Consider the following 21466-nt stretch of genomic DNA (forward strand, 5'->3'; position numbering starts at 1 on the left):
ATGTTGCGGATGGAGCCTAGCCGCCATGCCTATCGATGCACCACCTGTCGCACCGATTTCTGCCCCCGCCCCGTCCGCACCGCCTGCGGCGCAGGGCCAATCCTTCGACCTTGCGCGGCTCAAGCCGGAAGAGGCGCGCTGCGGCAGTCCGGCGGCCGATGGCGCGATCGTGGTCTGTGCGGTGGATCGGGAAAAGTTTCGCGTCCATCCCCTGACCGGTCCTTTCGCCGATCAGGCGCCACCCGTGGCGCAACTGCAATTGGCGCCTGGCGTCAAGGCCCAGGCCGAAGCGGAACAGCGCGCCGTGGGCGGCGGTGTCAGCGTTCCTTCGGCCATGGTTCGGATGAAGATAGATTTCTAGCGTGCGATGACAAAAAGTGGGTACCGGTTTTTGGCAGCAAATCGCACGATAACAAAAACCTAGATCACGATGGCGTGTCCATGAAACGTTATCGTGCTCTAGCGTTTGGAAGGGCTGCCTGGCGTCGCACGACGTGGCAGGTGGCGGGCCAGGCAGCCCTTCCTGCGTCAGGTCAACGCGGGCACTTCACGAACTTGCCCTTGTGGCCCTTGCAAACCTTGCGGGGTGCCGGCTTGGTTGGCGGACACTTGATGAACTTGCCCCTGGCGTCCTTGCACGGCGCGGCCTGGGCGACCATCGGCGTGGCGGCAAGCGCCATAGCGGCGGCAAAGGCGATCGTCAGACGGTTCATACGATGCTTCTCCTTGGTAAGCTCCCCTGCTTGCCTGCCTCGTAGATGGGCAGCCCCAGAAGTCACGTAAACAACTGTCAAGCATAGCCTATTTTACAAAGCTGCACGTCTTGTTGCGGCGCGTTGCCAGGGGCCACCAACAAGCGGGCCAAGAAAAAGGCCGCGCCCGGTTGCCCCGGCGCGGCCTTGTTCAATGCGCTCGCCGCCCAACGGCGGTGCGTCGATCAGATGTGGATCGGCTTTTCGCGGATGCCCATCGCCGCTTCCTTCAGCGCTTCCGAATGGGTCGGGTGCGCGTGGCAGGTATAGGCGATGTCTTCCGAGGTTGCGCCGAATTCCAGCGCCAGGGCCGCTTCGGCAATCATCGTGCCGGCCACCGAGGCAATCGCCCACACGCCCAGCACGCGGTCGGTCTGCGCATCGGCAATCACCTTCACGAACCCGTCGGGCTCGTGATTGGTCTTGGCGCGGCTGTTGCCCAGCATCGGGAACTTGCTGACCTTGATCTTGGACTGGTCGCCGCCGGCCTTTTCCAGCGCGGCTTCCTGCGTCAGGCCCACCCCGGCAAATTCGGGGAAGGTGTAAACCACGCCGGGGATCACGTCGTGGTTCACGATGCCCGTGAGCCCTGCGATGTTCTCGGCCACGGCAATGCCTTCGTCCTCGGCCTTGTGCGCCAGCATCGGACCCGGAATCACGTCGCCGATCGCCCACACGCCGTCAACCGCGGTGCGGAAATCGTGGTCGGTCTCGATCTGGCCGCGCGCGTTGGGCGCAAGGCCGATCTTGTCGAGGCCCAGGCCCTCGGTGTTGGGCCGGCGGCCGATGGCCACCAGCACGCAATCGGCTTCGATGGTTTCGGCAGCGCCGCCGGCCGAAGGCTCGACCGTCAGCGTGGCCTTGCCACCGTCCACCGCCACGCCGGTGACCTTGGTCGAAAGCTTGAGCGCCATGCCCTGCTTCTTGAAGATCTTGGCGGCTTCCTTGCGCACGTCGCCGTCCATGCCGGGCAGCAGCTGGTCAAGGTATTCCACCACGGTGACCTTGGCGCCCAGGCGGCGCCACACCGAGCCCAGTTCCAGGCCGATCACGCCGCCACCGATCACCACCAGGTGATCCGGCACGCGGGTCAGCGCCAGCGCGCCGGTCGAATCGACCACCACGCCCGCGTCGTTGTCCACGCTCACGCCCGGCAGCGGGGTGACCGAAGAGCCGGTGGCGATGACGATGTGCTTGGCCGAAACCTTCTGGCCCGCGACGGTGACGCTGTGCGCGTCTTCGAAGCTGGCATAGCCCTTGAGCCAGGTGACCTTGTTCTTCTTGAACAGGAATTCGATGCCGCCGGTCAGGCTCTTGACCGAGTCCAGCTTCTGCTGCTGCATCGTGGCCAGGTCCAGCTCCACCGGGCCGGTCTTGATGCCATAGCTGGCAAAGGTGCCGTTGACGGCTTCCTCGAACTTTTCCGAACCGTGCAGCAGTGCCTTGGACGGGATGCAGCCCACGTTGAGGCACGTGCCGCCCAGGGTTTCGCGCCCATCGGCACAGGCGGTCTTGAGGCCCAGCTGGGCCGCGCGGATCGCCGCGACATAGCCGCCAGGGCCAGCGCCGATCACCAGGACATCATAATCGTATTCAGCCATTGCGGCCTCCTGTTCGCGCGCCCCTGGAACTGTGGCGGGACTGGCGCGACTTATCACACAAGTTCGCTGCTATGCACGCCTGCGCGCCCGGCGTTGGTCGCCGGGCGCGGCACGCTTGGTCGATCAGAGATCGATCAGCAGGCGGGTGGGATCTTCGATCGCTTCCTTGATGGTCTTGAGCGCGGTAACCGCTTCGCGACCGTCGATGATGCGGTGATCGTAGGACAGCGCGATGTACATCATCGGGCGGATCACGATTTCGCCATTGCGCACGACCGGGCGGTCTTCGATGCGGTGCAGGCCGAGCACGGCCGACTGGGGCGGGTTGATGATCGGGGTGGACATCAGGCCGCCGAACACACCACCGTTGGAGATGGTGAAGGTGCCGCCCTTCATGTCTTCCATGGTCAGCGCGCCTTCGCGGGCCTTCTTGCCGTAATTGGCAATCGCCTTTTCGATGCCGGCGAACGAGAGCTTGTCAGCATCGCGCACCACCGGCACGACCAGGCCGTTCGGCGCCGAGACGGCCACCGAGATATCGACATAGTCGTGATAGACGATCTCATCGCCCTGGATCTGGGCGTTGACGGCCGGAATGTCCTTGAGCGCCAGGCACGAAGCCTTGGCGAAGAACGACATGAAGCCCAGCTTCACGCCGTGCTTCTTCTCGAACACGTCCTTGTACTTCTCGCGCGCGGCCATCACGGCCGACATGTCCACGTCGTTGAACGTGGTGAGCAGGGCGGCGTTTTCCTGCGCGCTCTTGAGGCGCTTGGCGATGGTCTGGCGCAGGCGCGTCATCTTGACGCGTTCTTCGTTGCGGCCAGGCGCGGCCACGGCGGCAGGCACGGCAGCGGCGGTGGCCACCGGCGCAGGCGAAGCGGCCTTGGCCTGGGCTGCGGCCAGCACGTCTTCCTTGGTCAGGCGGCCGTCCTTGCCGGTGCCCTTGACGGTGGAAGGATCGATGCCGTGCTCCAGCACCGCGCGGCGCACTGCCGGCGAGAGCGCGGCAGCACCGGCATCGTCACCGGCCGGCGCAGCCGGGGCTGCGGCAGGCGCGGGTGCAGGCGTTGCCGGCGCGATCGTGTCGGATGCGGGCGGCACCGGCTTTTCCTCGCGCGGGGCAACCTGGCCGTTGCCGGCTGCGGCCACGCCGTCTTCCACGGTGCCGAGCAGCGCGCCAACCGTGACGGTTTCGCCTTCGGCAACCAGGATCTGGCCGAGCACGCCGGCCACGGGCGAGGGCACTTCGACGGCGACCTTGTCGGTTTCGAGGCTGACGATGGGCTCGTCCAGAGCCACCGCTTCACCGGGCTTCTTCAGCCACTGGCCGACCGTCGCTTCGCTGACGCTTTCACCGAGCGTCGGAACCTTGACTTCGATGGACATGACTTGGTGTTCCTTGGGGAGAATTCAGGTGGACGAAACGGCCGGGTCAGGCCTTCTTCTTGCGGCGAATTTCCTCGCGCACCGACAGAGCCAGCGCATCGGCCACCAGGGCGGCCTGCTCGGCAACGTGGCGCTTGGCCAGGCCCGTGGCGGGCGAAGCAGAGGCGGCGCGGCCGGCATAGCGGGCGCGGGCAACCTTGCCCTTGGCGGCCTTGAGCGATTCCTCGATCAGCGGCTCGGCAAAGAACCACGAACCGTTGTTCTTCGGCTCTTCCTGGCACCATACCACGTCTTCCAGATTGGCCATGCGCGAAAGACGCAGGGCCAGCGGCTCACCCGGGAAGGGATAGAGCTGCTCGATCCGGATGATCTGGGTGTCGGTGATCCCGGCGGCATCGCGCGCCTCGATCAGGTCATAGGCCACCTTACCCGAGCACAGCACGACGCGGCGGGTGTCCTTGTCTTCGGGTGCCGAAGGATCGGACAGGATGCGCTTGAACTGTGCCTCGCCGATGAAATCGGCCGCGGTCGACTTGGCCAGCGGGTGGCGCAGCAGCGACTTGGGCGTCATGATGATCAGCGGCTTGCGGAACGAGCGGTGCATCTGCCGGCGCAGCACGTGGAAGTAGTTGGCCGGGCTGGTGATGTTGCACACCTGCAGGTTATCTTCGGCGCAGAGCTGGAGATAGCGCTCCAGACGGGCGGAGGAGTGTTCCGGACCCTGGCCTTCATAGCCGTGCGGCAGCAGCATGACGAGGCCGTTGGCGCGCAGCCACTTGGCTTCGGCAGCGGCCACGTACTGGTCGATCACGATCTGCGCGCCGTTGGCAAAGTCACCGAACTGCGCTTCCCACAGCACCAGCGTCTTGGGATCGGCGCTGGCATAGCCGTATTCAAAGCCGAGCACGCCATATTCCGACAGCGGACTGTCGAGCACTTCGAAGCGGCCATGGGGCAGCGTGGCGAGCGGCACGTACTTGTGCTCGTCGGTCTGGTCCACCCACACGGCATGGCGCTGGCTGAACGTGCCGCGGCCGCAGTCCTGGCCCGAAAGGCGCACGTTGTAGCCTTCGGTGACGAGGCTGCCATAGGCGAGCGCTTCGGCCGTGGCCCAATCGAACCCGTTGCCCGACGCGAACATCTCGCGCTTGGCATCGAGCACGCGGCCCAAGGTCTTGTGGACGGTGAGGCTTTCGGGAACCGTGGTCAGCGTGCGGCCCAGGCTGTCGAACAGCTTCTGCTCGATGCCCGTGGCCACGTTGCGGCGCGCGGTGACCGGGTCGGCCGGCTTGTTGAGGCCTGCCCAGCGGCCGCCGAACCAGTCGGCTTCGTTGGCCTTGTAGCTCTTGGCGGCTTCGAACTCGCTTTCCAGCGTGGCGGTGAAGCGGTCTTCGGCTTCGCCCTTCCAGTTCTTGTCGATCACGCCTTCGCTTACCAGGCGATCGGCATAAAGCGACGAGACCGCAGGGTGCTTGCGGATCTGGGCGTACATCAGCGGCTGGGTGAACGAGGGCTCGTCGCCTTCGTTGTGGCCAAAGCGGCGGTAGCACCACATGTCGAGCACGATGTCGCGGCCAAACTGCTGGCGATAGTCGATCGCCAGCTTGCAGGCAAAGGTCACCGCTTCGGGGTCATCGCCGTTGACGTGGATGATCGGCGCCTGGACGCCCTTGGCCACGTCCGAGGGATAGGGCGAGCCGCGCGAGAACTGCGGGCTGGTGGTGAAGCCGATCTGGTTGTTGATGATGAAGTGGATGCAACCGCCGGTGTTGTAGCCTTCCACGCCGGAAAAGCCGAAGCATTCCCACACGATGCCCTGGCCGGCAAAGGCCGCGTCGCCGTGGATCAGCACCGGCAGGACCTGCTTGTGCTTGCCATGGCCCACGTCGTCGCGGAACTGCTGCTGCGCCAGGGTCTTGCCCAGCACGATGGGGTCCACCGTTTCCAGGTGCGACGGGTTGGGCAGCAGGCTCATGTGCACCTTGGTGCCGTCGAACTCGCGGTCGGTGCTGGTACCCAGGTGATACTTCACGTCGCCCGAGCCGCCCACGTCTTCGGGATTGGCGCTGCCGCCCGAGAATTCGTGGAAGATCACGCGATAGGGCTTGGCCATCACGTTGGCGAGGATGTTGAGGCGGCCGCGGTGGGCCATGCCGTAGATGATTTCCTTCACGCCGCGCTGGCCGCCGTACTTGATCACCGCTTCGAGCGCGGGGATCATCGACTCGCCACCGTCAAGGCCGAAGCGCTTGGTGCCGACATACTTCTTGCCGAGGAACTTTTCGTACTGTTCCCCGCGCACCACGGCCGAAAGGATCGCCTTCTTGCCTTCGGGCGTGAAGTCGATCGACTTGTCGCCGCCCTCGATGCGGTCCTGCAGGAACTTGCGCTCTTCCACGTCGGAGATGTGCATGTATTCCAGGCCGATCTTGCCGCAATAGTTGCGACGCAGGATCTCGACCACTTCGGGCACGGTGCCCCATTGCAGGCCCAGCGTGCCGCCCAGGTAGATCTTGCGATCCATGTCCTTGGCCGTGAAGCCGTGGTATTCGGGGCTGAGGTCGGCCGGGAGGTCCTGCTTGGACAGGCCGAGCGGATCGAGGTTGGCCGCAAGGTGGCCACGCACGCGATAGGTGCGCACCAGCAGCATCACGCGCAGGCTGTCGTTGGCGGCCTGTTCCAGCGCCGCTTCGTCGAGCGCGGCACCGGCCTTCTTGGCAGCCTTGGCCACTTCGACCTTGAGCGCCATGGGATCGAGCGCACGGGTCAGATCATCGCCGGCCAGCGCGTCGGTAATCGGCCAGCGCTTCGATTGCCAGGATGGACCTTGCTGCGGCGCATCCTGTGAAGGATCGACTTCGAACTCGTGCACTTCTTGTCCCATCGTCAGTTCACTCCTTTGCCCCCGGGGAGGGGAGGGGCTTCGGAAAGAGGCATGAGGCAGACCGCGAAACCCAAGGCGGCCTGTCTGTGACTGTCATCGGTTGTCCGACGCCATCGCTTGGATCGGCAGCCAATCTGCGGCGCGGTGCGCGTGGATGGGCCAGGTATCCTTAATGGCGTTCGGTCAACGCCCTCCGAAGAGGGCCTTAAGGGTATTGCCAGCGCCACCGTGGCGGCCCTGGCCGATAACGTGCGGTGCAAGGCCCGTGGCCGCCCCGAAAGGCAAGCCGCGGGCCAAGCATTCAATCAGGCAAGCGAAGGATCGATACCCTTGCAGGCCACCAGAAGTTCCTTCACCGCGTCGACCGAAACCTGCAGGTTGGCCTTGGCGGCATCATCGAGGTTGATTTCGATGACCTTTTCCACGCCGCCGGCACCGATCACCACCGGCACGCCGACATAGAGGCCGTCAACGCCATAGGCGCCATCGACATAGGCGGCGCAGGGCAGGACGCGCTTCTGGTCCGACAGGTAGGCTTCGGCCATGGCGATGCCCGAGGCGGCCGGGGCATAGAACGCCGAACCGGTCTTGAGCAGGCCGACGATCTCGCCGCCGCCCGAACGGGTGCGCTGCACGATCGCGTCGATCTTGTCCTGGGTGGAAGCGCCCATCTTGACCAGGTCGGTGACGGGGATGCCGGCAACGGTGGAATATTCCACAACCGGAACCATGGTGTCACCGTGGCCGCCGAGCACGAACGAGTTCACGTCGCGCACCGAAACGCCGAATTCCCAGGCCAGGAAGGTGCTGAAGCGGGCCGAGTCGAGCACGCCGGCCATGCCCACCACCTTGTTGTGCGGCAGGCCGGAGAATTCGCGCAGCGCCCAGACCATCGCGTCGAGCGGGTTGGTGATGCAGATCACAAAGGCGTCGGGCGCGTTGTCGCGGATGCCTTCGCCCACGGCCTTCATCACCTTGAGGTTGATGCCGAGCAGGTCATCGCGGCTCATGCCGGGCTTACGCGCCACGCCGGCCGTCACGATGATGACGTCCGCGCCTGCGATGTCCTTGTAATCGTTGGTGCCGATGATCTTGGCGTCGAAACCTTCGACGGGGCCGCACTGCGAGAGATCGAGAGCCTTGCCCTGGGGAACGCCTTCCACCACGTCGAACAGGACGATGTCGCCCAGTTCCTTCTGCGCGGCCAGATGCGCCAGAGTGCCACCGATGTTACCCGCGCCGATCAGCGCGATCTTCTTGCGTGCCATGTGCTTTACGGTCCTTTCCCGGAGACGTCGCGGGACAAGCGTTCAAGCGTTGCCGACTCAAGCCCCCGGATGGAGGTCCCCCCGCGCCCGCGAGACGGGAAGGGTTGCCGACAAGTGGAGGGGCACGTAGGCCTGCCCGGCAGGGATTGCAACCGCAAAAAACCCCGCATTTGCGGGTTTCTTTGATAAGAGTTCGCAATAGCATTAAACCGTAAATCGGCCGTTCATACGAATGCGACAGGCAGGCCAGTGCCCGCCCGCCAGAACGGCACCGGGTGGCCGGCTTTCAGGGCAATTCACGCCAAGCCGGCCAGTTCCCGTTCCAGGGCGTGGCCCTTGCGGCGATCGAGCGTGTGGCACACTTGCGCCCACCAGGCGGCGCCATCGTGATCGCCCGCCACGGCGGCGCCCTTGGCTGCTGCGGCAGCCTGCCCGGCGGCGGCGTGGCCGTGGCTGGCAAACAGGCGCAGCGCCTGGGCTAGCAGGGCATCGTCGGCAAGATTGTCAGCCACGCGCGCGGCCATCATCCGGCCCGGGGAAGCGTGCGCGGTGCCATTGGCCTGGCGCAGGCTGGCCCAGCCGGGATTGTCGTTGGCCGCATGGGCCGGCCGGCCGGCGGGCCGGCGGAGACAGGGCGAGATCATGCCATAGCGAGGGGCGAAACGCAGCATGCGCAGATGGTCTCCATTGTTCGTTGCGACACCGAAATTTCGCGTAAATTCGGCTTTTTCCTTGTTGAAAGCGGCAAGCGGGCTGAAATCCGCAGCAGCTCTGCCGTCCTTCTAAGGGGGTGCGCGCTAACAGGGGATGAGACGAGACGGTAAACGACCCGTTGATGCTGCCATGGCGGTGGAAGTGAAGTGGCCCGGCGTGGCCGTGCCGCAGCGGCGCGTGGGTTCAGCCGTGCGGCTGGGCAATCCACTTGCCCGCGTTTTCATAAGCCTCGCTCGCTTCGGGGCGCAGTTGCCCGCTCGGCGCGCCGGGCAGGGGCGTGCCCGAGAGCGCGGGGCCGGCCGGTGCCGTGCCGCGCAAGGGCGAATCGACCGCACGCAGGCCCGTGCCCGCCGGTTGTGCCAGGGGCGTACCGCCCGGCCCGGCGGTCGTGCGCTCCAGTGCGGCCATGCGGCCTTCCTCGAACGCTTTTTCCAGCGTCAGCGGATCGGCCAGATCCGCCGCGACGGGCACCCAGCTGCGCGGATGCGGTGCGGCGAGCGGCTCTGCACCGCGATACGTGCCGGTGAAAGCAGCCGGCAGGCCGGCCGTGCCGGCCCAACGATAGAAGCGATGCGCCCCGATCGTGCCGATGAAGGCAAGCTTGTCTGCCCACAGCGGGTGCACCGCGCTGGTATGGTAATGCGTGGCGAGGCCAACCGGGGCAAAGACATTGCCGGCCAGGGCATCGGCGGCCACGCGCCGCGCGCGGTCCCAGAACTGCTGCACCGGGCGGCGCGCCATGGCGCCGTCGCACGCGAAGCTGAACTGGCAGCCGGGCCGTTCCGATCCCTGGTAGACCACGCCGCACACGGTCTTGGGAAAAGCGGGATGTGCCACGCGGTTGAGCACGACTTGCGCCACCGCGCGCTGGCCGGCATCGGGTTCCGAAGCGGCTTCGTAGTAGATCGCGGTGGTCAGGCATTGCAGCGCGCGCCAGCGGTCTTCGCCGCTGCCCGAGGCAAACAGCGGCCGTGCCGCGGGATTGCGCGCCCAGGCCGCAAGCGTGGGCGCATCGTCGGCGTCGCCATGGATCGCGGCCACCTGCCGGTCCCAGGCGCGCGCGGCGTCCTGCGGAGCCAGCAGGCCGCTGTCCTGGGCCGAAACGTAATAGAATGCCGAGCCGGGGAAACTTTCGCCCGCGCGCTCGAATGGTTGCAGGCCGTTGCGATCGTGTGCGGCCGCGGCATCGATCCCCGGCGATCCCCAACCTACCGCGCCCAGCACCAGGCCAAGGGCGCCGATCGCGGCAATGCCGGCAGCGCGCTCTGCCAGGCGCGAGCCTGCGCGGTGCTGGTGCCGCCACGATGTCATGTCGCGCCGGCGGATGCGTGCGGCGAAATCGCGTGGCCGCACCGGGGCCAGGGTCAGCGCCTGAAGCAACGCGCCATCGGCCTGCCGCCGCTGCGCCAGCATCGCGCGCTCTTCCGGCCCCGGCGGCGGCATCAGCGCTTCGGGTGGCAGGGTGGGCGTGGCGCCGGTGAAGGGACTCGGGTCTGGCATAAGGGCGGGCAGGGGCCTGATCTTGCAATGGTGCGTTAGTCGCTGCGCGGCAACCATGCACGGGGGTAAATGGCTTCGTCCCGATAAGGCACACCCCGCTACCGCTTGGTTAAATTCTGCCGCGGGCTTGCCCCATGGTACAGGGGGCGCTATCGGCCGCGGCAGACGCCACCGGTGCCCGCGCAAGCGGGCTAAGAGGGAAGCCGGAACCAAAGCCGGCGCTGCCCCCGCAACTGTTTCCGGACGAGCGCCACGCCCTTTGTGCGCCACTGGCCCCCACGCGGGCTGGGAAGGCCGGCGTGTCGCGATGACTTCGGATGAGCCAGGAAACCTGCCGGTGTGTGGTCGTTCCGCGGCCGGGCGGGGTGTACCGGGCGCAAGCGTGACGAGTTTCCGCCCGGGGCCCGGCGGACCCTCGCGCCATGGACGGCAAGACTGTCCATGGGCCGGGAGGAAAAGACCATGAAGACTTCGCTGTTTGCGCTGGCCGCCACACTCGTGCTGGCCATGCCTGCCCATGCCGAGGAAGCTGCACCATCCGATGGCGCAGAAATCACCGTCCTGGCCACCGGCAGCGCCCTGTCGCTCGACCAGACCGGCCAGGCGATCAGCGTCGTGCCGCTGCAAACGATCGAGGCGGTCCAGGGTGTCGATATCACCCGCGTGCTCGAACGCGTGCCGGGGCTGACCTATTCGCGCACCGGCGGGTTTGGCGCGCAGACGGCCGTGCGCCTGCGCGGCGGGGAAGGGCAGCACACCCTTGTCCTGGTCGATGGCGTGCGGGTGGAAGACCCGTCCGCGCCTTCGGGCGGGTTCGATTTCGGCACGCTGACCAGCGGCGGTATCGAACGGATCGAAGTGCTGCGCGGCTCCAACTCGGTCATCTGGGGCAGCTCGGCCATCGGCGGGGTGATCGCGGTGACCACGCGCGAGATCGACGGCGCAGAAGCTTCGACCGAGGCCGGCTCGCGCGGCAGCTATGATGCCGAGGCGGTCGCCGGGGTGAAGCGCGATCGCTATGCCTTCTCGCTGGGCGGCGGCTATGCCACCACCGATGGCGTCTCGGCCGCGGCCAATGGCACGGAACGCGATGGCTATGACCAGTGGCGCGTGGGCGGCAAGGGCCGCGTCAACCTGACCGACACGCTTTCGCTGGTGGCCAGCGCCCGCTATGCCGATGGCAAGACCCAGATCGATGGCTATGACGCCGATTTCAATTTCGGCGATACCCCCGAATATACCACCACCCGGCAGTTCTTCGGCCGTGCCGGGGTGCACTACGCGGGCGGCGCCCTCACGCTGGACGCCGGATATGCCCTGTCGGACACGCGCCGCCGCTATTATACCGGCGGAGCAGACGACACGTTCGAATACGGCTACAACGGCCGCAGCGAGCGGGTGGAACTCAACGGCCGCTATGCGCTGCCGGCCGATTTCGCGCTCGATTTCGGCGCGGATCGCGAATGGACCCGGTTCGACAGCACTTTTGACGCGCAACAGCGCGCGCACCTGACCAGCGGCCATGCCATGCTCGGCTGGTACGGTGCCAAGGCCAGCCTTGCCGGCGGCGTGCGTTATGACGAACAGAGCCAGTTCGGCAGCAACGTGAGCCTGGGGGCCAACGGCACCGTGGAAGTGCTGCGCGGCCTGCGGTTCAACGCCAGCTATGGCGAAGGCTTCCGCGCGCCCACGCTTTACCAGCTGCTTTCGCCCGATTACGGCAACGCCAATCTCAATCCCGAACGCAGCCGCAGCTATGATGCCGGCTTGGCCTATACCAGCGTCGACGGCACGTTCCACGCCGGGCTCACGCTGTTCCGCCGCGATACGCGCAACCTCATCACCTACGTCTCGTGCTACATGGTGGAAAGCGCGCTGTGCACCGGCCATGCCTATGGCGTGTATGACAACGTGGGCAAGGCGCGCGCGCAGGGCGCCGAACTGGAAGTGGGCGCCACGCTCAGCCCAGGGGTCAAGGGGCAGATCGCCTATGCCTATACCGAAGCGACCGATCGCACCCCTGGCGCGGCCACGTTCGGCAAGGACCTGGCGCGCCGTCCGCGCCACGCGCTGACCACCTCGCTGGACTGGACCACGCCCTGGGCCGGCCTGGCCCTGGCCGCGGATATCCGTTTTCAATCCGAAACCTTTGACAACGCGGCCAATTCGATCAAGCTGTCGGGCGGTAGCGTCACCACGTTGCGCGCCAGCCTGCCGATCCTTCATCAGGCCGAACTGTTCGGCCGGGTGGAAAACGTGTTCGATCGGCAGCTGGTGACTGCAGCGGGCTATGGCGCGCTGGGTCGTTCGGTGTTTGGCGGGGTGCGCCTGCGCTACTGATGGCGCGCCGCGGCACCAGCGAAAGGAATGACCTTGACGTGATCGGCCGTGTGCTGCCCCGCTTGTCTTGCCGCCGCCTGCCTGCGCTGCTGGCCCTGGCTCTGGTGGGATGCGCGCGGGTTGCCCCGGCCGATGAGGCGGCGCATGGCGCAGGTGCCCTGCCGCGTATCGTCTCGCTCAACCCGTGCAGCGACGCGGTGCTGGCGCAAGTGGCCGACCGCGCGCAGATTCTGGCGCTGTCCTTCTACAGCCGCGATCCTGCGCAAACCTCGATGGACGTGGCCGAGGCGCGCCGCTTTCCGTCCACCGATGGCGCCGTGGAAAGCGTGGTCGCGCTTCATCCCGACCTGGTGGTGACCAGCACTTATGCCGATCCGGCCACGCTGGCGGCGCTGCGCAGCATGGGGCTGCGCGTGGAAACGGTGGGCATTGCCGATTCGCTGGCTGCGGCGCGCGCGCAGGTCCGCAGCCTGGCCGCCTGGGCCGGCCATCCAGAGCGCGGTGCGGCACTGCTGGCGCAGATCGATCGCGCCGTGGCAGAGGCTGCGCCGCCGCCCGGCCATGTTCCCATTCCGGCCGTGTTGTGGGAGCCGGGCGGGCTGGTGCCGGGCCAGCACACGCTGGTCTCTGACCTGATGAGCCAGGCGGGTTTTGCCAATTTCAGCGCGCAGCGCGGGCTGGGCCAATCCGAACGCCTGCCGCTGGAGCGCATGCTGGCCGATCCGCCGCGCGTGATCCTGGCGGTGGGCCCGGCACCGGGCACGATCGTGCCCGGCACCGGCCCGGACGAAGACCGGCTGCTGTTCCACCCCGCGCTCGCCGCATTGACGCACACCGCGCGCGCGCCGATCGCGCCCAATCTCATCTATTGCGGTGGCCCCACGATTCCGCGCCTGCTCGATCGGCTGGTGGCGGTGCGCCGCGAACTGGAAGGCCCTGCGTTGGACAAAGCTTTGGGTAGGCCGCAATGAACCGAGCCGCTTTGCCCGTGGTGCTTGCCACGCTGCTCCTGCTGCTGTTTCCGCTGTGCCTGATGGCGGGGCAGGTGTGGATCAATCCGTTCGATCCGGCCGGGGCCCCATACAGTGCCAATGCCACGGTGATCCTGGCGCAACTGCGCCTGCCGCGGGCGGTGCTGGCGGTGGTGGTGGGCGCCGGGCTGGGCGCGTCAGGCGCGGCGATGCAGGGATACTTGCGCAATCCGCTGGCCGATCCCGGCCTGTTCGGGGTGGCGCCGCTGGCTGCATTGGGTGCTGTATTGTCGTTGTTCATGGGCTTTGCGGTGCAGCCTTTCGCGCTACCGGCTATGGCCCTGGCAGGCGCGGCGGGCGGCATGGTCCTGCTCGCCCTGATCGCTTCGGGGCCGCGCACCGGCCTGGCCGGCGGGGTGGCGCTGTTCACCCTGGCGGGGATGATGCTTTCCAGCCTTGCCGGCGCGCTCACCAGCCTGGCGATCAGCCTGGCGCCCAATCCCTTTGCCCTGACCGAGATCGTGACCTGGCTGATGGGCGCGCTCACCGACCGCAGTTGGCACGATGTCGCGCTGGCCGCGCCGCTCACCGCGCTGGGCCTTGCCGTGCTGTGGCGGGCAGGGCCCTCGCTCGATGCGTTGACGCTGGGCGAACTGGCCGCGCGGTCGATGGGGCTCGATCCCGCGGCCTTGCGCTGGATGATGGTGCTGGGCGTCGGGCTGGTGGTGGGCGCCGGGGTTTCGGCCGCCGGGGTCATCGGCTTTGTCGGGCTGATGGTGCCGCACATTGTCCGCCCGTTCACCGATCGCCGCCCGTCCAGCCTGCTGCTGCCCAGCGCGCTGGCCGGTGCCCTGCTGTTGCTGGTCGCCGATGCGCTGTGCCGCTGCCTGCCGCTGGCGGGCGGGGAACTGCGCCTGGGCATCGCGCTCAGCCTGCTGGGCGCGCCGTTCTTCCTGCACCTCCTGCTGCGCCTGCGGCGTGGTCTCGCCTGAAAGGGGCGCGCATGGAACTTGTTGCCGAAGCCGTGACCGTGGTGGGCCGCCTGCGCGAAGTGCGCGCAGGCCTTGCGCCCGGGCGCCTGACGGTGATCTGCGGGCCGAACGGCGCGGGCAAGTCCACCCTGCTATCCGCCCTGGCCGGCCTGGTAGAGCCTGACGCGGGCCGCGTGTGCCTGGGCCAGCATCGCCTGGGCGAATTGACTGGGCGCGAGCGGGCCTTGGCGATCGGCTATCTGCCCCAGGCCGGCGAAGTGGCATGGAACGTGACGGTGGAAACGCTGGTGCGGCTGGGCCGCCTGCCGCACCGCACCCCGGCCAAGGTGGACGCTGCCGCCACCATGGCCGCGCTCGACGCACTCGATCTCAATGCCTTGGCCGGACGCGAGGTGGGCACGCTTTCGGGCGGGGAGCGCGCCCGCGCCCTGCTCGCCCGTGTGCTGGCCGGGCAGCCGCGCTGGGTCTTGGCGGATGAGCCGCTGGCCGCGCTCGACCTGGCGCACCAGCAGGCGCTGCTTGCCCATTTTCGCCGCCTGGCCGGCCAGGGCGTGGGCGTGGTGGTGGTGGTGCACGATCTTGCCCTGGCGATGAACCATGCCGATCACGTCATCGTGCTCGATCGCGGCACCGTGGCGGCCAATGGCCCGCCGCACGTGGCCCTGGCCGAAGAGGTGCTGGCCAGCGTGTGGGGGGTCAAGGCGCGCTGGGTGGGAGACGGGCGCAGCCGCGCGCTTGCGATCGGCTGACCGGCTTCCCACATTCCAGATCAATCTTCCTTGCCCACGCAGCCATCTTGCGCGGCTATTGCTGCGCTGCGACAGGCTTGCGTGAATCGAACAAATCTGGAACACCGCCCTTCATGTCGACCGCATCCACTCGTGCGCGTAGCGCATTGACCACCCTTTCCGTGCGCGGCGCGCGCGAGCACAACCTGAAGGGCATCGATGTCGATCTGCCGCGCGACAGCCTGGTGGTGATCACCGGCCTGTCGGGCTCGGGCAAGTCCAGCCTGGCGTTCGACACGATCTATGCCGAAGGGCAGCGGCGCTATGTCGAATCGCTTTCGGCTTATGCGCGCCAGTTCCTGGAAATGATGCAGAAGCCCGATGTGGAGCACATCGACGGCCTTTCGCCCGCCATTTCCATCGAACAGAAGACCACCAGCCGCAACCCGCGCTCCACCGTGGCGACGGTCACCGAAATCTACGACTATATGCGCCTGCTGTGGGCGCGGGTGGGTATTCCCTATTCGCCGGCCACCGGCCTGCCGATCAGCGCGCAGACCGTCAGCCAGATGGTCGATCGCGTGATGGCCCTGCCCGAAGGCACGCGCGCCTATCTGCTCGCCCCCGTGGTGCGCGGCCGCAAGGGTGAATACCGCAAGGAACTGGCCGAGTGGCAGAAGGCGGGCTACACCCGCGTGCGTATCGATGGCGAGATGTTTGCCATCGAAGACGCCCCCGCGCTCGACAAGAAGTACAAGCACGACATCGAAGTGGTGGTCGACCGCATCGCGGTGAAGGACGGCATCCAGACGCGCCTGGCCGACAGTTTCGAGCAGGCGCTCAAGCTGGCCGATGGCCTGGTCTATATCGACCTGGCCGACACCACCGTGGCGGAACTGAATGGCGAGGCGCCGCCGGAAAAGGCCAAGAAGGGCGCCGCCAAGGGCCAGTTGAAAGGCGCGGGCCTGCCCGACAACCGCATCGTCCTGTCCGAAAAGTTCGCGTGCCCCGTCTCGGGCTTCACGCTCGACGCGCTCGAACCGCGCCTGTTCTCGTTTAACGCGCCGCAGGGGGCCTGCCCGGCCTGCGATGGCCTGGGCGAAAAGCTGCTGTTCGATCCGCAACTGGTGGTGCCCAACGAGCATCTCAGCCTCAAGCAGGGCGCCATTGTGCCCTGGGCCAAGTCCAATCCGCCCAGCCCCTATTACATGCAGGTGCTCGCCAGCCTGGCCGGGCATTTCGGGTTCAGCCTGGACACGCCGTGGGACAAGCTGCCGGGCGAAGTGAAGATCGTGATCCTCCACGGCACCGCCGGCAAGGCCGTGCCGCTGACCTTCATCGACGGCAAGAAGAGCTACACCGTCTCCAAGGCGTTCGAAGGCGTGATCGGCAATCTCAACCGGCGCATGCTGCAGACCGAAAGCGCCTGGATGCGCGAGGAACTGGGCAAGTTCCAGACCGCGCAGCCCTGCGAAACCTGCAACGGCGCGCGGTTGAAGCCCGAGGCGTTGAGCGTGAAAGTGGCCGGTAGCGACATTTCCACCGCCACGCACCTGTCGGTCAGCGATGCGCTGGAATGGTTCGCCACGCTCGATGGCAAGCTCACCAGCCAGCAGAGCCAGATCGCCAAGGCCATCCTCAAGGAAATCAACGAGCGGCTTGGCTTCCTCAACAATGTCGGCCTCGATTACCTCAATCTCGATCGCACGTCCGGCACGCTGTCAGGCGGGGAATCGCAGCGCATTCGCCTGGCCAGCCAGATCGGCTCGGGCCTTTCGGGCGTGCTCTACGTGCTCGATGAACCCTCCATCGGCCTGCACCAGCGCGACAACGACCGCCTGCTCGAAACCTTGAAGCGCCTGCGTGACCTCGGCAACACGGTCATCGTGGTGGAGCATGACGAAGACGCGATCCGCACGGCCGATTACATCGTCGATCTGGGGCCGGGGGCGGGTGTGCACGGCGGCGAAATCGTCGCTCAGGGCACGCTGGACGATATCCTGTCCAGCGAAGACAGCCTGACCGGCCAATACCTGACCGGCGCGCGCCGCATCGAAGTGCCCAAGAAGCGGCGCAAGGGCAATGGCCTGTCGATCGTGGTCGAAGGCGCGCGGGCCAACAACCTCAAGAACGTGACGGCCAAAATTCCGCTCGGTACGTTCTGTTGCGTCACCGGCGTGTCCGGCTCGGGCAAGTCGAGCCTGACCATCGATACGCTCCAGGCCGGCGCCGCGCGCATGCTCAACGGTGCGCGCGTGGTCGCGGGCGCCCATGACGCGATCAAGGGCCTCGAACACTGCGACAAGGTGATCGAGATCGACCAGTCGCCCATCGGCCGCACCCCGCGCTCCAATCCGGCCACCTACACCGGCTCGTTCACCCTGATCCGCGACTGGTTCGCCGGCCTGCCCGAAGCCCAGGCGCGCGGCTACAAGCCCGGCCGGTTCAGCTTCAACGTCAAGGGCGGCCGCTGCGAAGCCTGCCAGGGCGATGGCCTGATCAAGATCGAAATGCACTTCCTCCCCGACGTTTACGTGACGTGCGAGGAATGCGGCGGCAAGCGCTACAACCGCGAAACGCTGGAAGTGAAGTTCAAGGGCCACTCGATCGCCGACGTGCTCGACATGACGATCGAAGACGCGGTGGAATTCTTCAAGGCCGTGCCCCCGATCCGCGAGCGCATGGCCATGCTCCACGAAGTGGGGCTGGGCTATGTGAAAGTGGGCCAGCAGGCCACCACCCTATCGGGCGGCGAAGCCCAGCGCGTGAAACTGGCCAAGGAACTGGCCCGCCGCTCCACCGGCAAGACGCTCTATATCCTCGACGAGCCCACCACCGGCCTGCACTTCGAAGACGTGCGCAAGCTCCTGGAAGTGCTCCACCGCCTGGTGGACCAGGGCAACAGCGTGGTGGTGATCGAACACAACCTGGATGTGATCAAGACCGCCGACTGGATCATCGACATGGGCCCCGAAGGCGGCGTGCGCGGCGGCGAAGTGGTCGCCGTGGGCACCCCGGAGCAAGTGGCCAAGACCAAGGCTAGCTTTACGGGGCACTATCTGGCGCCACTGTTGAAGCGGTGAAGGCCTAAGATCCTCCCCGCTCTGCGGGGGGGGCCACGCGAGGCGTGGTGGAGGGGGCTGACAAAAAGATAGGTATGCTGTCTCTGGAAATTGCTGCATACTGGCAACAGTTTTGCTGATGCTTATCAGATGAAGGTGTAACCATCAGAGGCGCTGGACCTTTCGGACGTTGGCGCTACGTTTAGCCGCCATCGACGGAATGGGGGTGTTGATGTTCGGATTGGGAAGGAAGTCTCACGAGGTTTTTGGCATCTCCACCGAAATCCTCGAAGATTCATATGTCAACCGCGGTTCTATTGACGAACTGGCTGAGCGCCTGATCAAACGCAGCACACACATTGCTCTCCGGGGAGAATCCAAATGCGGGAAAAGCTGGGTGCGTCAGAAGAATTTTCCCGACGCAATCACTGTCCAATGCCGGCTCAACAAATGTGTGACCGATCTATACGAAGACGCCCTTAGTCAACTCGGGCTTAAGCTGATTGTCGAGCAGACCGGCGAAAAAGGCTTTCGGGGAAAGTTGGAGGCACACCAAGAGATTGGGGTCAAGTTACTCGCGAAATTGGAACTCGCTCAAGAGGTCGAGGGGGAGCAAAAATCCGGCACGAAATCCATTCCGGTGGGTCGGGATTTGAAAGACCTGCGTTTCGTCGCTGATATTATTAAGGCATCTGGTCGGCGCCTTGTCATCGAGGATTTCCATTATCTCGCGCCAGCAGAGCGCAAGGCGTTTGCATTCGATCTTAAGGCGTTATGGGACCTGCAGACCTATGTCGTGGTTATCGGGATATGGGCGGAAAACAATCTCCTGCTTTGGTTGAATCCCGATCTGGCCGGCCGGATCGAGGAAATTTCGATTTATTGGTCGAAGGACGAATTGGAAGCGGTGCTGACAAAGGGGGCCGACGCCCTCAACATAGAATTTTCGCCAGCTATTCGCGCGAAGATGGTCGAAGATGCATTCGGAACGGTTGGAATTCTTCAAGCGATCGCATTGAAGACATTAGATGAGCATGGAATTTTCGAACGCAAGTTGAGCAAGCAGAGCGCAGCGGATATCAGCAAATATGAATATGCGGCGGCGACTTACGCGGAGCAGCTAAACCCTCTCTACCAGACATTTGCCCAGCGAGTTGCGAAAGGCATCCGTACTCGAAAGGACGCCACCGGAATCTACGCCCACATGCTCAAAGTCGTCATGGACGCGGATTCTGCAGATCTGACCCGGGGCCTGCATATCGACGCGATATTCGCAAGAGCGCACCAGAATGAGCCGCGAATTCAAAAAGGAAACTTACGGCAAATTCTTACTAAAATAGATAGTCTTCAGATAGATGACGACGGGAGAGGTCTGATTTTGACGTTCGATCACGGAAAAAACGAGGTATTCGTCGTCGACAAGCAGCTGCTAACCTACCGAAAATATTGCACTGTTCACTGGCCTTGGGCTAGTCTCATCGAGCAGAGCGACCAAAGTGGCGGTGGATACGACGCTGACCAAGAATGACCCGGTCGTTGAATTCCGTGTGCAGTATACCAGTTAGCTTCCCCTTGTGCTGTACCGCCCCTCCACCACCGCTTTGCGGCGGTTCCCCTCCCCGAATCGGGGAGGAATGGGCGGGCCGCGGAGGGCATTGGCGCTACGCGAAATGCATTGCCGTCAGCCCTGAGGCCGCGGCTCGCGCCGCACAAACCACAGCGCCATCACCGCCAGCGCCACCAGCACGCCGCATAGCAGCCACGCCGCATTGACGGCCGGAACGAGCGCGGCCTTTTCCACCAGGGGCCGCACCATCTCGGTGGTGAAATCGTCGAGGGGCTGGCCGCGTTGTTCCAGGAAGGCGTCGCGGGGGATGCCGATGCGGACGGCGGTGGCCACGTCGCCGGCGCGGAGCTGGTCGGCTATGTGGGTGCCGGCGCTGGCGGCACGGGTGAAGATCGTGGTGTCGATCAGGGCGAGGCCCACGGCGCCGCCCAGGTTGCGCATCATGTTGAACAGGCCGCTGCCGTCCGCCACCAGCGTATCGGGCAGGCGGCCCAGCGCCATGCGGGTCGGCGGCAGGAGGCAGAACATGATGGCGGCGCCGCGCACGATCTGCGGCAGGATCATCGCGTGAAAATCGCTCTGTTCGGTCTGGCCGGTGCTGAGCAGAAGGCCGATGGCGAACAGCACGAAACCGAAGCCGGTCAGCAGTCGCGGGTCCATCCGGCGTTCGGCATAGACGGCGATGGGCGCCACCAGCAATTGCGTGCAGCCGGTCACCAGCATGATCTCGCCGATCTGCAGCGGCCCATGCTCGCGCACCAGGCCCAGGAAAAACGGCATCAGATAAGTCGAGCCGAACAGCCCGAAGCCGAGCACGAAGCTGAGCAGGCAGCCGATGGTAAAATTGCGATCGGCAAAGCAGCGCAACTCCACCAGCGGGGCGGAGGACAGCAATGTGCGCCACACGAAGCAGGCGGCGCACACGGCCGTGCCGGCCAGCAGCCCCAGCACGCGCGGGCTGGCCCAACCCAGCGTCGGCGCGTCTTTCAGGCCAAGCTGCAACGCCACCAGCCCGGCAGCGAGCAGGATCAGCGCGAGCAGATCGACCCGACGGCCCACCTGCCGGCCGGTCGATTGCCCGCGCAGAAAGATCAGCACGCCCAGGCTGGCGATCACGCCGGGCAGGATGTTGACGCGAAACAGCCAGTGCCAGGAATAAGATTGGGTGATCCACCCGCCCACGATCGGACCCACGGTGGGCGCCAGCACCGCCGCAACGCCGGCAATCGTGGTCGCCACCCCCTGGCTGCGCGGCGGAAACAGCAGGAACACCGCCGCAAACACCGCCGGGATGAGGGTTCCCCCGGCAAAGCCCTGAACCACCCGCCACGCGATCAACTGGCCAAAGCCGTTGCTGGCCGCGCAGCCCGCCGATGCCAGCGTGAACAGGCAGGCGGCCGCCACGAACAGCCAGCGCATGCCCAGCCGCGCGGTGAGAAAGCCGGTGAGCGGGATCGCCACAATTTCCGCGGTGAGATAGGCCGTCTGCACCCACACCATCTGGTCGGGCGCGATGCCGAGGGCCGCCTGGATGGCGGGCAGCGACGTGGCGACGATCTGGATATCGAGGATGGCCATGAACATGCCCAGGCACATCAGGATGAAGCCGATCCATTCGCGATAGCTTGCGCCGTCATGTTCGCTTAGGCTCGGGGCGTCAGTGCCAACCATGCGTCCAGCCATCGATTCTCCTGTGCG

Annotated in this window: 15 protein-coding genes and 1 riboswitch; of the genes, 7 read left to right on the top strand and 8 right to left on the bottom strand. The window is 65.8% G+C overall.

What is annotated here, in order from left to right:
- Positions 1-25: 25 nt before the first annotated feature.
- Positions 26-361 (top strand): hypothetical protein, encoded by a 336-nt coding sequence (locus tag FHW94_RS03195; protein ID WP_168554314.1) that lies wholly within the window; start codon positions 26-28, stop codon positions 359-361.
- A gap of 172 nt (positions 362-533) precedes the next feature.
- Here the strand turns inward: FHW94_RS03195 and FHW94_RS03200 are convergent, their stop codons facing one another.
- From FHW94_RS03200 to FHW94_RS03230, 7 genes are all read right to left on the bottom strand, one after another.
- Positions 534-713 carry a hypothetical protein gene (locus FHW94_RS03200; protein ID WP_168554315.1) on the bottom strand — a complete coding sequence of 60 codons (180 nt, stop codon included), beginning with the start codon at positions 711-713 and terminating at the stop codon, positions 534-536.
- 224 nt (positions 714-937) lie between these two features.
- Entirely contained in the window at positions 938-2353 is a 1416-nt protein-coding gene (lpdA, locus tag FHW94_RS03205; protein WP_168554316.1) for a dihydrolipoyl dehydrogenase, read from the bottom strand.
- A gap of 123 nt (positions 2354-2476) precedes the next feature.
- Positions 2477-3742, bottom strand: coding sequence for a 2-oxoglutarate dehydrogenase complex dihydrolipoyllysine-residue succinyltransferase (odhB, locus tag FHW94_RS03210; RefSeq protein ID WP_168554317.1), 1266 nt, complete (start codon positions 3740-3742; stop codon positions 2477-2479).
- 46 nt (positions 3743-3788) lie between these two features.
- Positions 3789-6626, bottom strand: coding sequence for a 2-oxoglutarate dehydrogenase E1 component (locus FHW94_RS03215; RefSeq protein ID WP_168554318.1), 2838 nt, complete (start codon positions 6624-6626; stop codon positions 3789-3791).
- Positions 6627-6931: 305 nt separating this feature from the next.
- The gene (gene mdh, locus FHW94_RS03220; protein ID WP_168554319.1) at positions 6932-7894 is read right to left on the bottom strand and encodes a malate dehydrogenase; all 963 of its coding nucleotides are present in this window, start codon (positions 7892-7894) and stop codon (positions 6932-6934) included.
- A 296-nt stretch (positions 7895-8190) separates the two neighbouring features.
- Entirely contained in the window at positions 8191-8565 is a 375-nt protein-coding gene (locus tag FHW94_RS03225) for a hypothetical protein (protein ID WP_168554320.1), read from the bottom strand.
- A 226-nt stretch (positions 8566-8791) separates the two neighbouring features.
- Positions 8792-10108 (bottom strand): cell wall hydrolase, encoded by a 1317-nt coding sequence (locus FHW94_RS03230; protein ID WP_246865860.1) that lies wholly within the window; start codon positions 10106-10108, stop codon positions 8792-8794.
- A 155-nt stretch (positions 10109-10263) separates the two neighbouring features.
- Positions 10264-10462: riboswitch (cobalamin riboswitch) on the top strand.
- A 108-nt stretch (positions 10463-10570) separates the two neighbouring features.
- Here FHW94_RS03230 and FHW94_RS03235 point away from each other — a divergent pair.
- The 6 genes from FHW94_RS03235 to FHW94_RS03260 all read left to right on the top strand — a co-directional run bounded on the left by FHW94_RS03235 (position 10571) and on the right by FHW94_RS03260 (position 19729).
- Positions 10571-12448 (top strand): TonB-dependent receptor, encoded by a 1878-nt coding sequence (locus FHW94_RS03235; protein ID WP_168554321.1) that lies wholly within the window; start codon positions 10571-10573, stop codon positions 12446-12448.
- Between the two features lie 38 nt (positions 12449-12486).
- Entirely contained in the window at positions 12487-13419 is a 933-nt protein-coding gene (locus FHW94_RS03240) for an ABC transporter substrate-binding protein (protein ID WP_349237427.1), read from the top strand.
- Positions 13416-14411, top strand: a complete 996-nt coding sequence (locus FHW94_RS03245) for an iron ABC transporter permease (RefSeq protein ID WP_168554323.1) — start codon at positions 13416-13418, stop codon at positions 14409-14411. The genes FHW94_RS03240 and FHW94_RS03245 overlap by 4 nt, the downstream gene beginning before the upstream one ends.
- A gap of 11 nt (positions 14412-14422) precedes the next feature.
- Positions 14423-15160, top strand: a complete 738-nt coding sequence (locus FHW94_RS03250) for an ABC transporter ATP-binding protein (protein ID WP_168554324.1) — start codon at positions 14423-14425, stop codon at positions 15158-15160.
- Between the two features lie 113 nt (positions 15161-15273).
- Positions 15274-18222: an excinuclease ABC subunit UvrA gene (gene uvrA / locus FHW94_RS03255; protein WP_168554325.1), complete on the top strand. Its 2949-nt coding sequence runs from the start codon at positions 15274-15276 to the stop codon at positions 18220-18222.
- 208 nt (positions 18223-18430) lie between these two features.
- On the top strand, positions 18431-19729 hold the full coding sequence (locus tag FHW94_RS03260; protein ID WP_168554326.1) for a hypothetical protein: 1299 nt from the start codon (positions 18431-18433) through the stop codon (positions 19727-19729).
- 153 nt (positions 19730-19882) lie between these two features.
- On the opposite strand, the gene FHW94_RS03265 is transcribed toward FHW94_RS03260, so the two are convergent.
- On the bottom strand, positions 19883-21439 hold the full coding sequence (locus tag FHW94_RS03265) for a DHA2 family efflux MFS transporter permease subunit (protein ID WP_168554327.1): 1557 nt from the start codon (positions 21437-21439) through the stop codon (positions 19883-19885).
- Positions 21440-21466: the final 27 nt, after the last annotated feature.

Source organism: Novosphingobium sp. SG720 (genome assembly GCF_012275365.1).
Lineage (GTDB): Bacteria > Pseudomonadota > Alphaproteobacteria > Sphingomonadales > Sphingomonadaceae > Novosphingobium > Novosphingobium rhizosphaerae.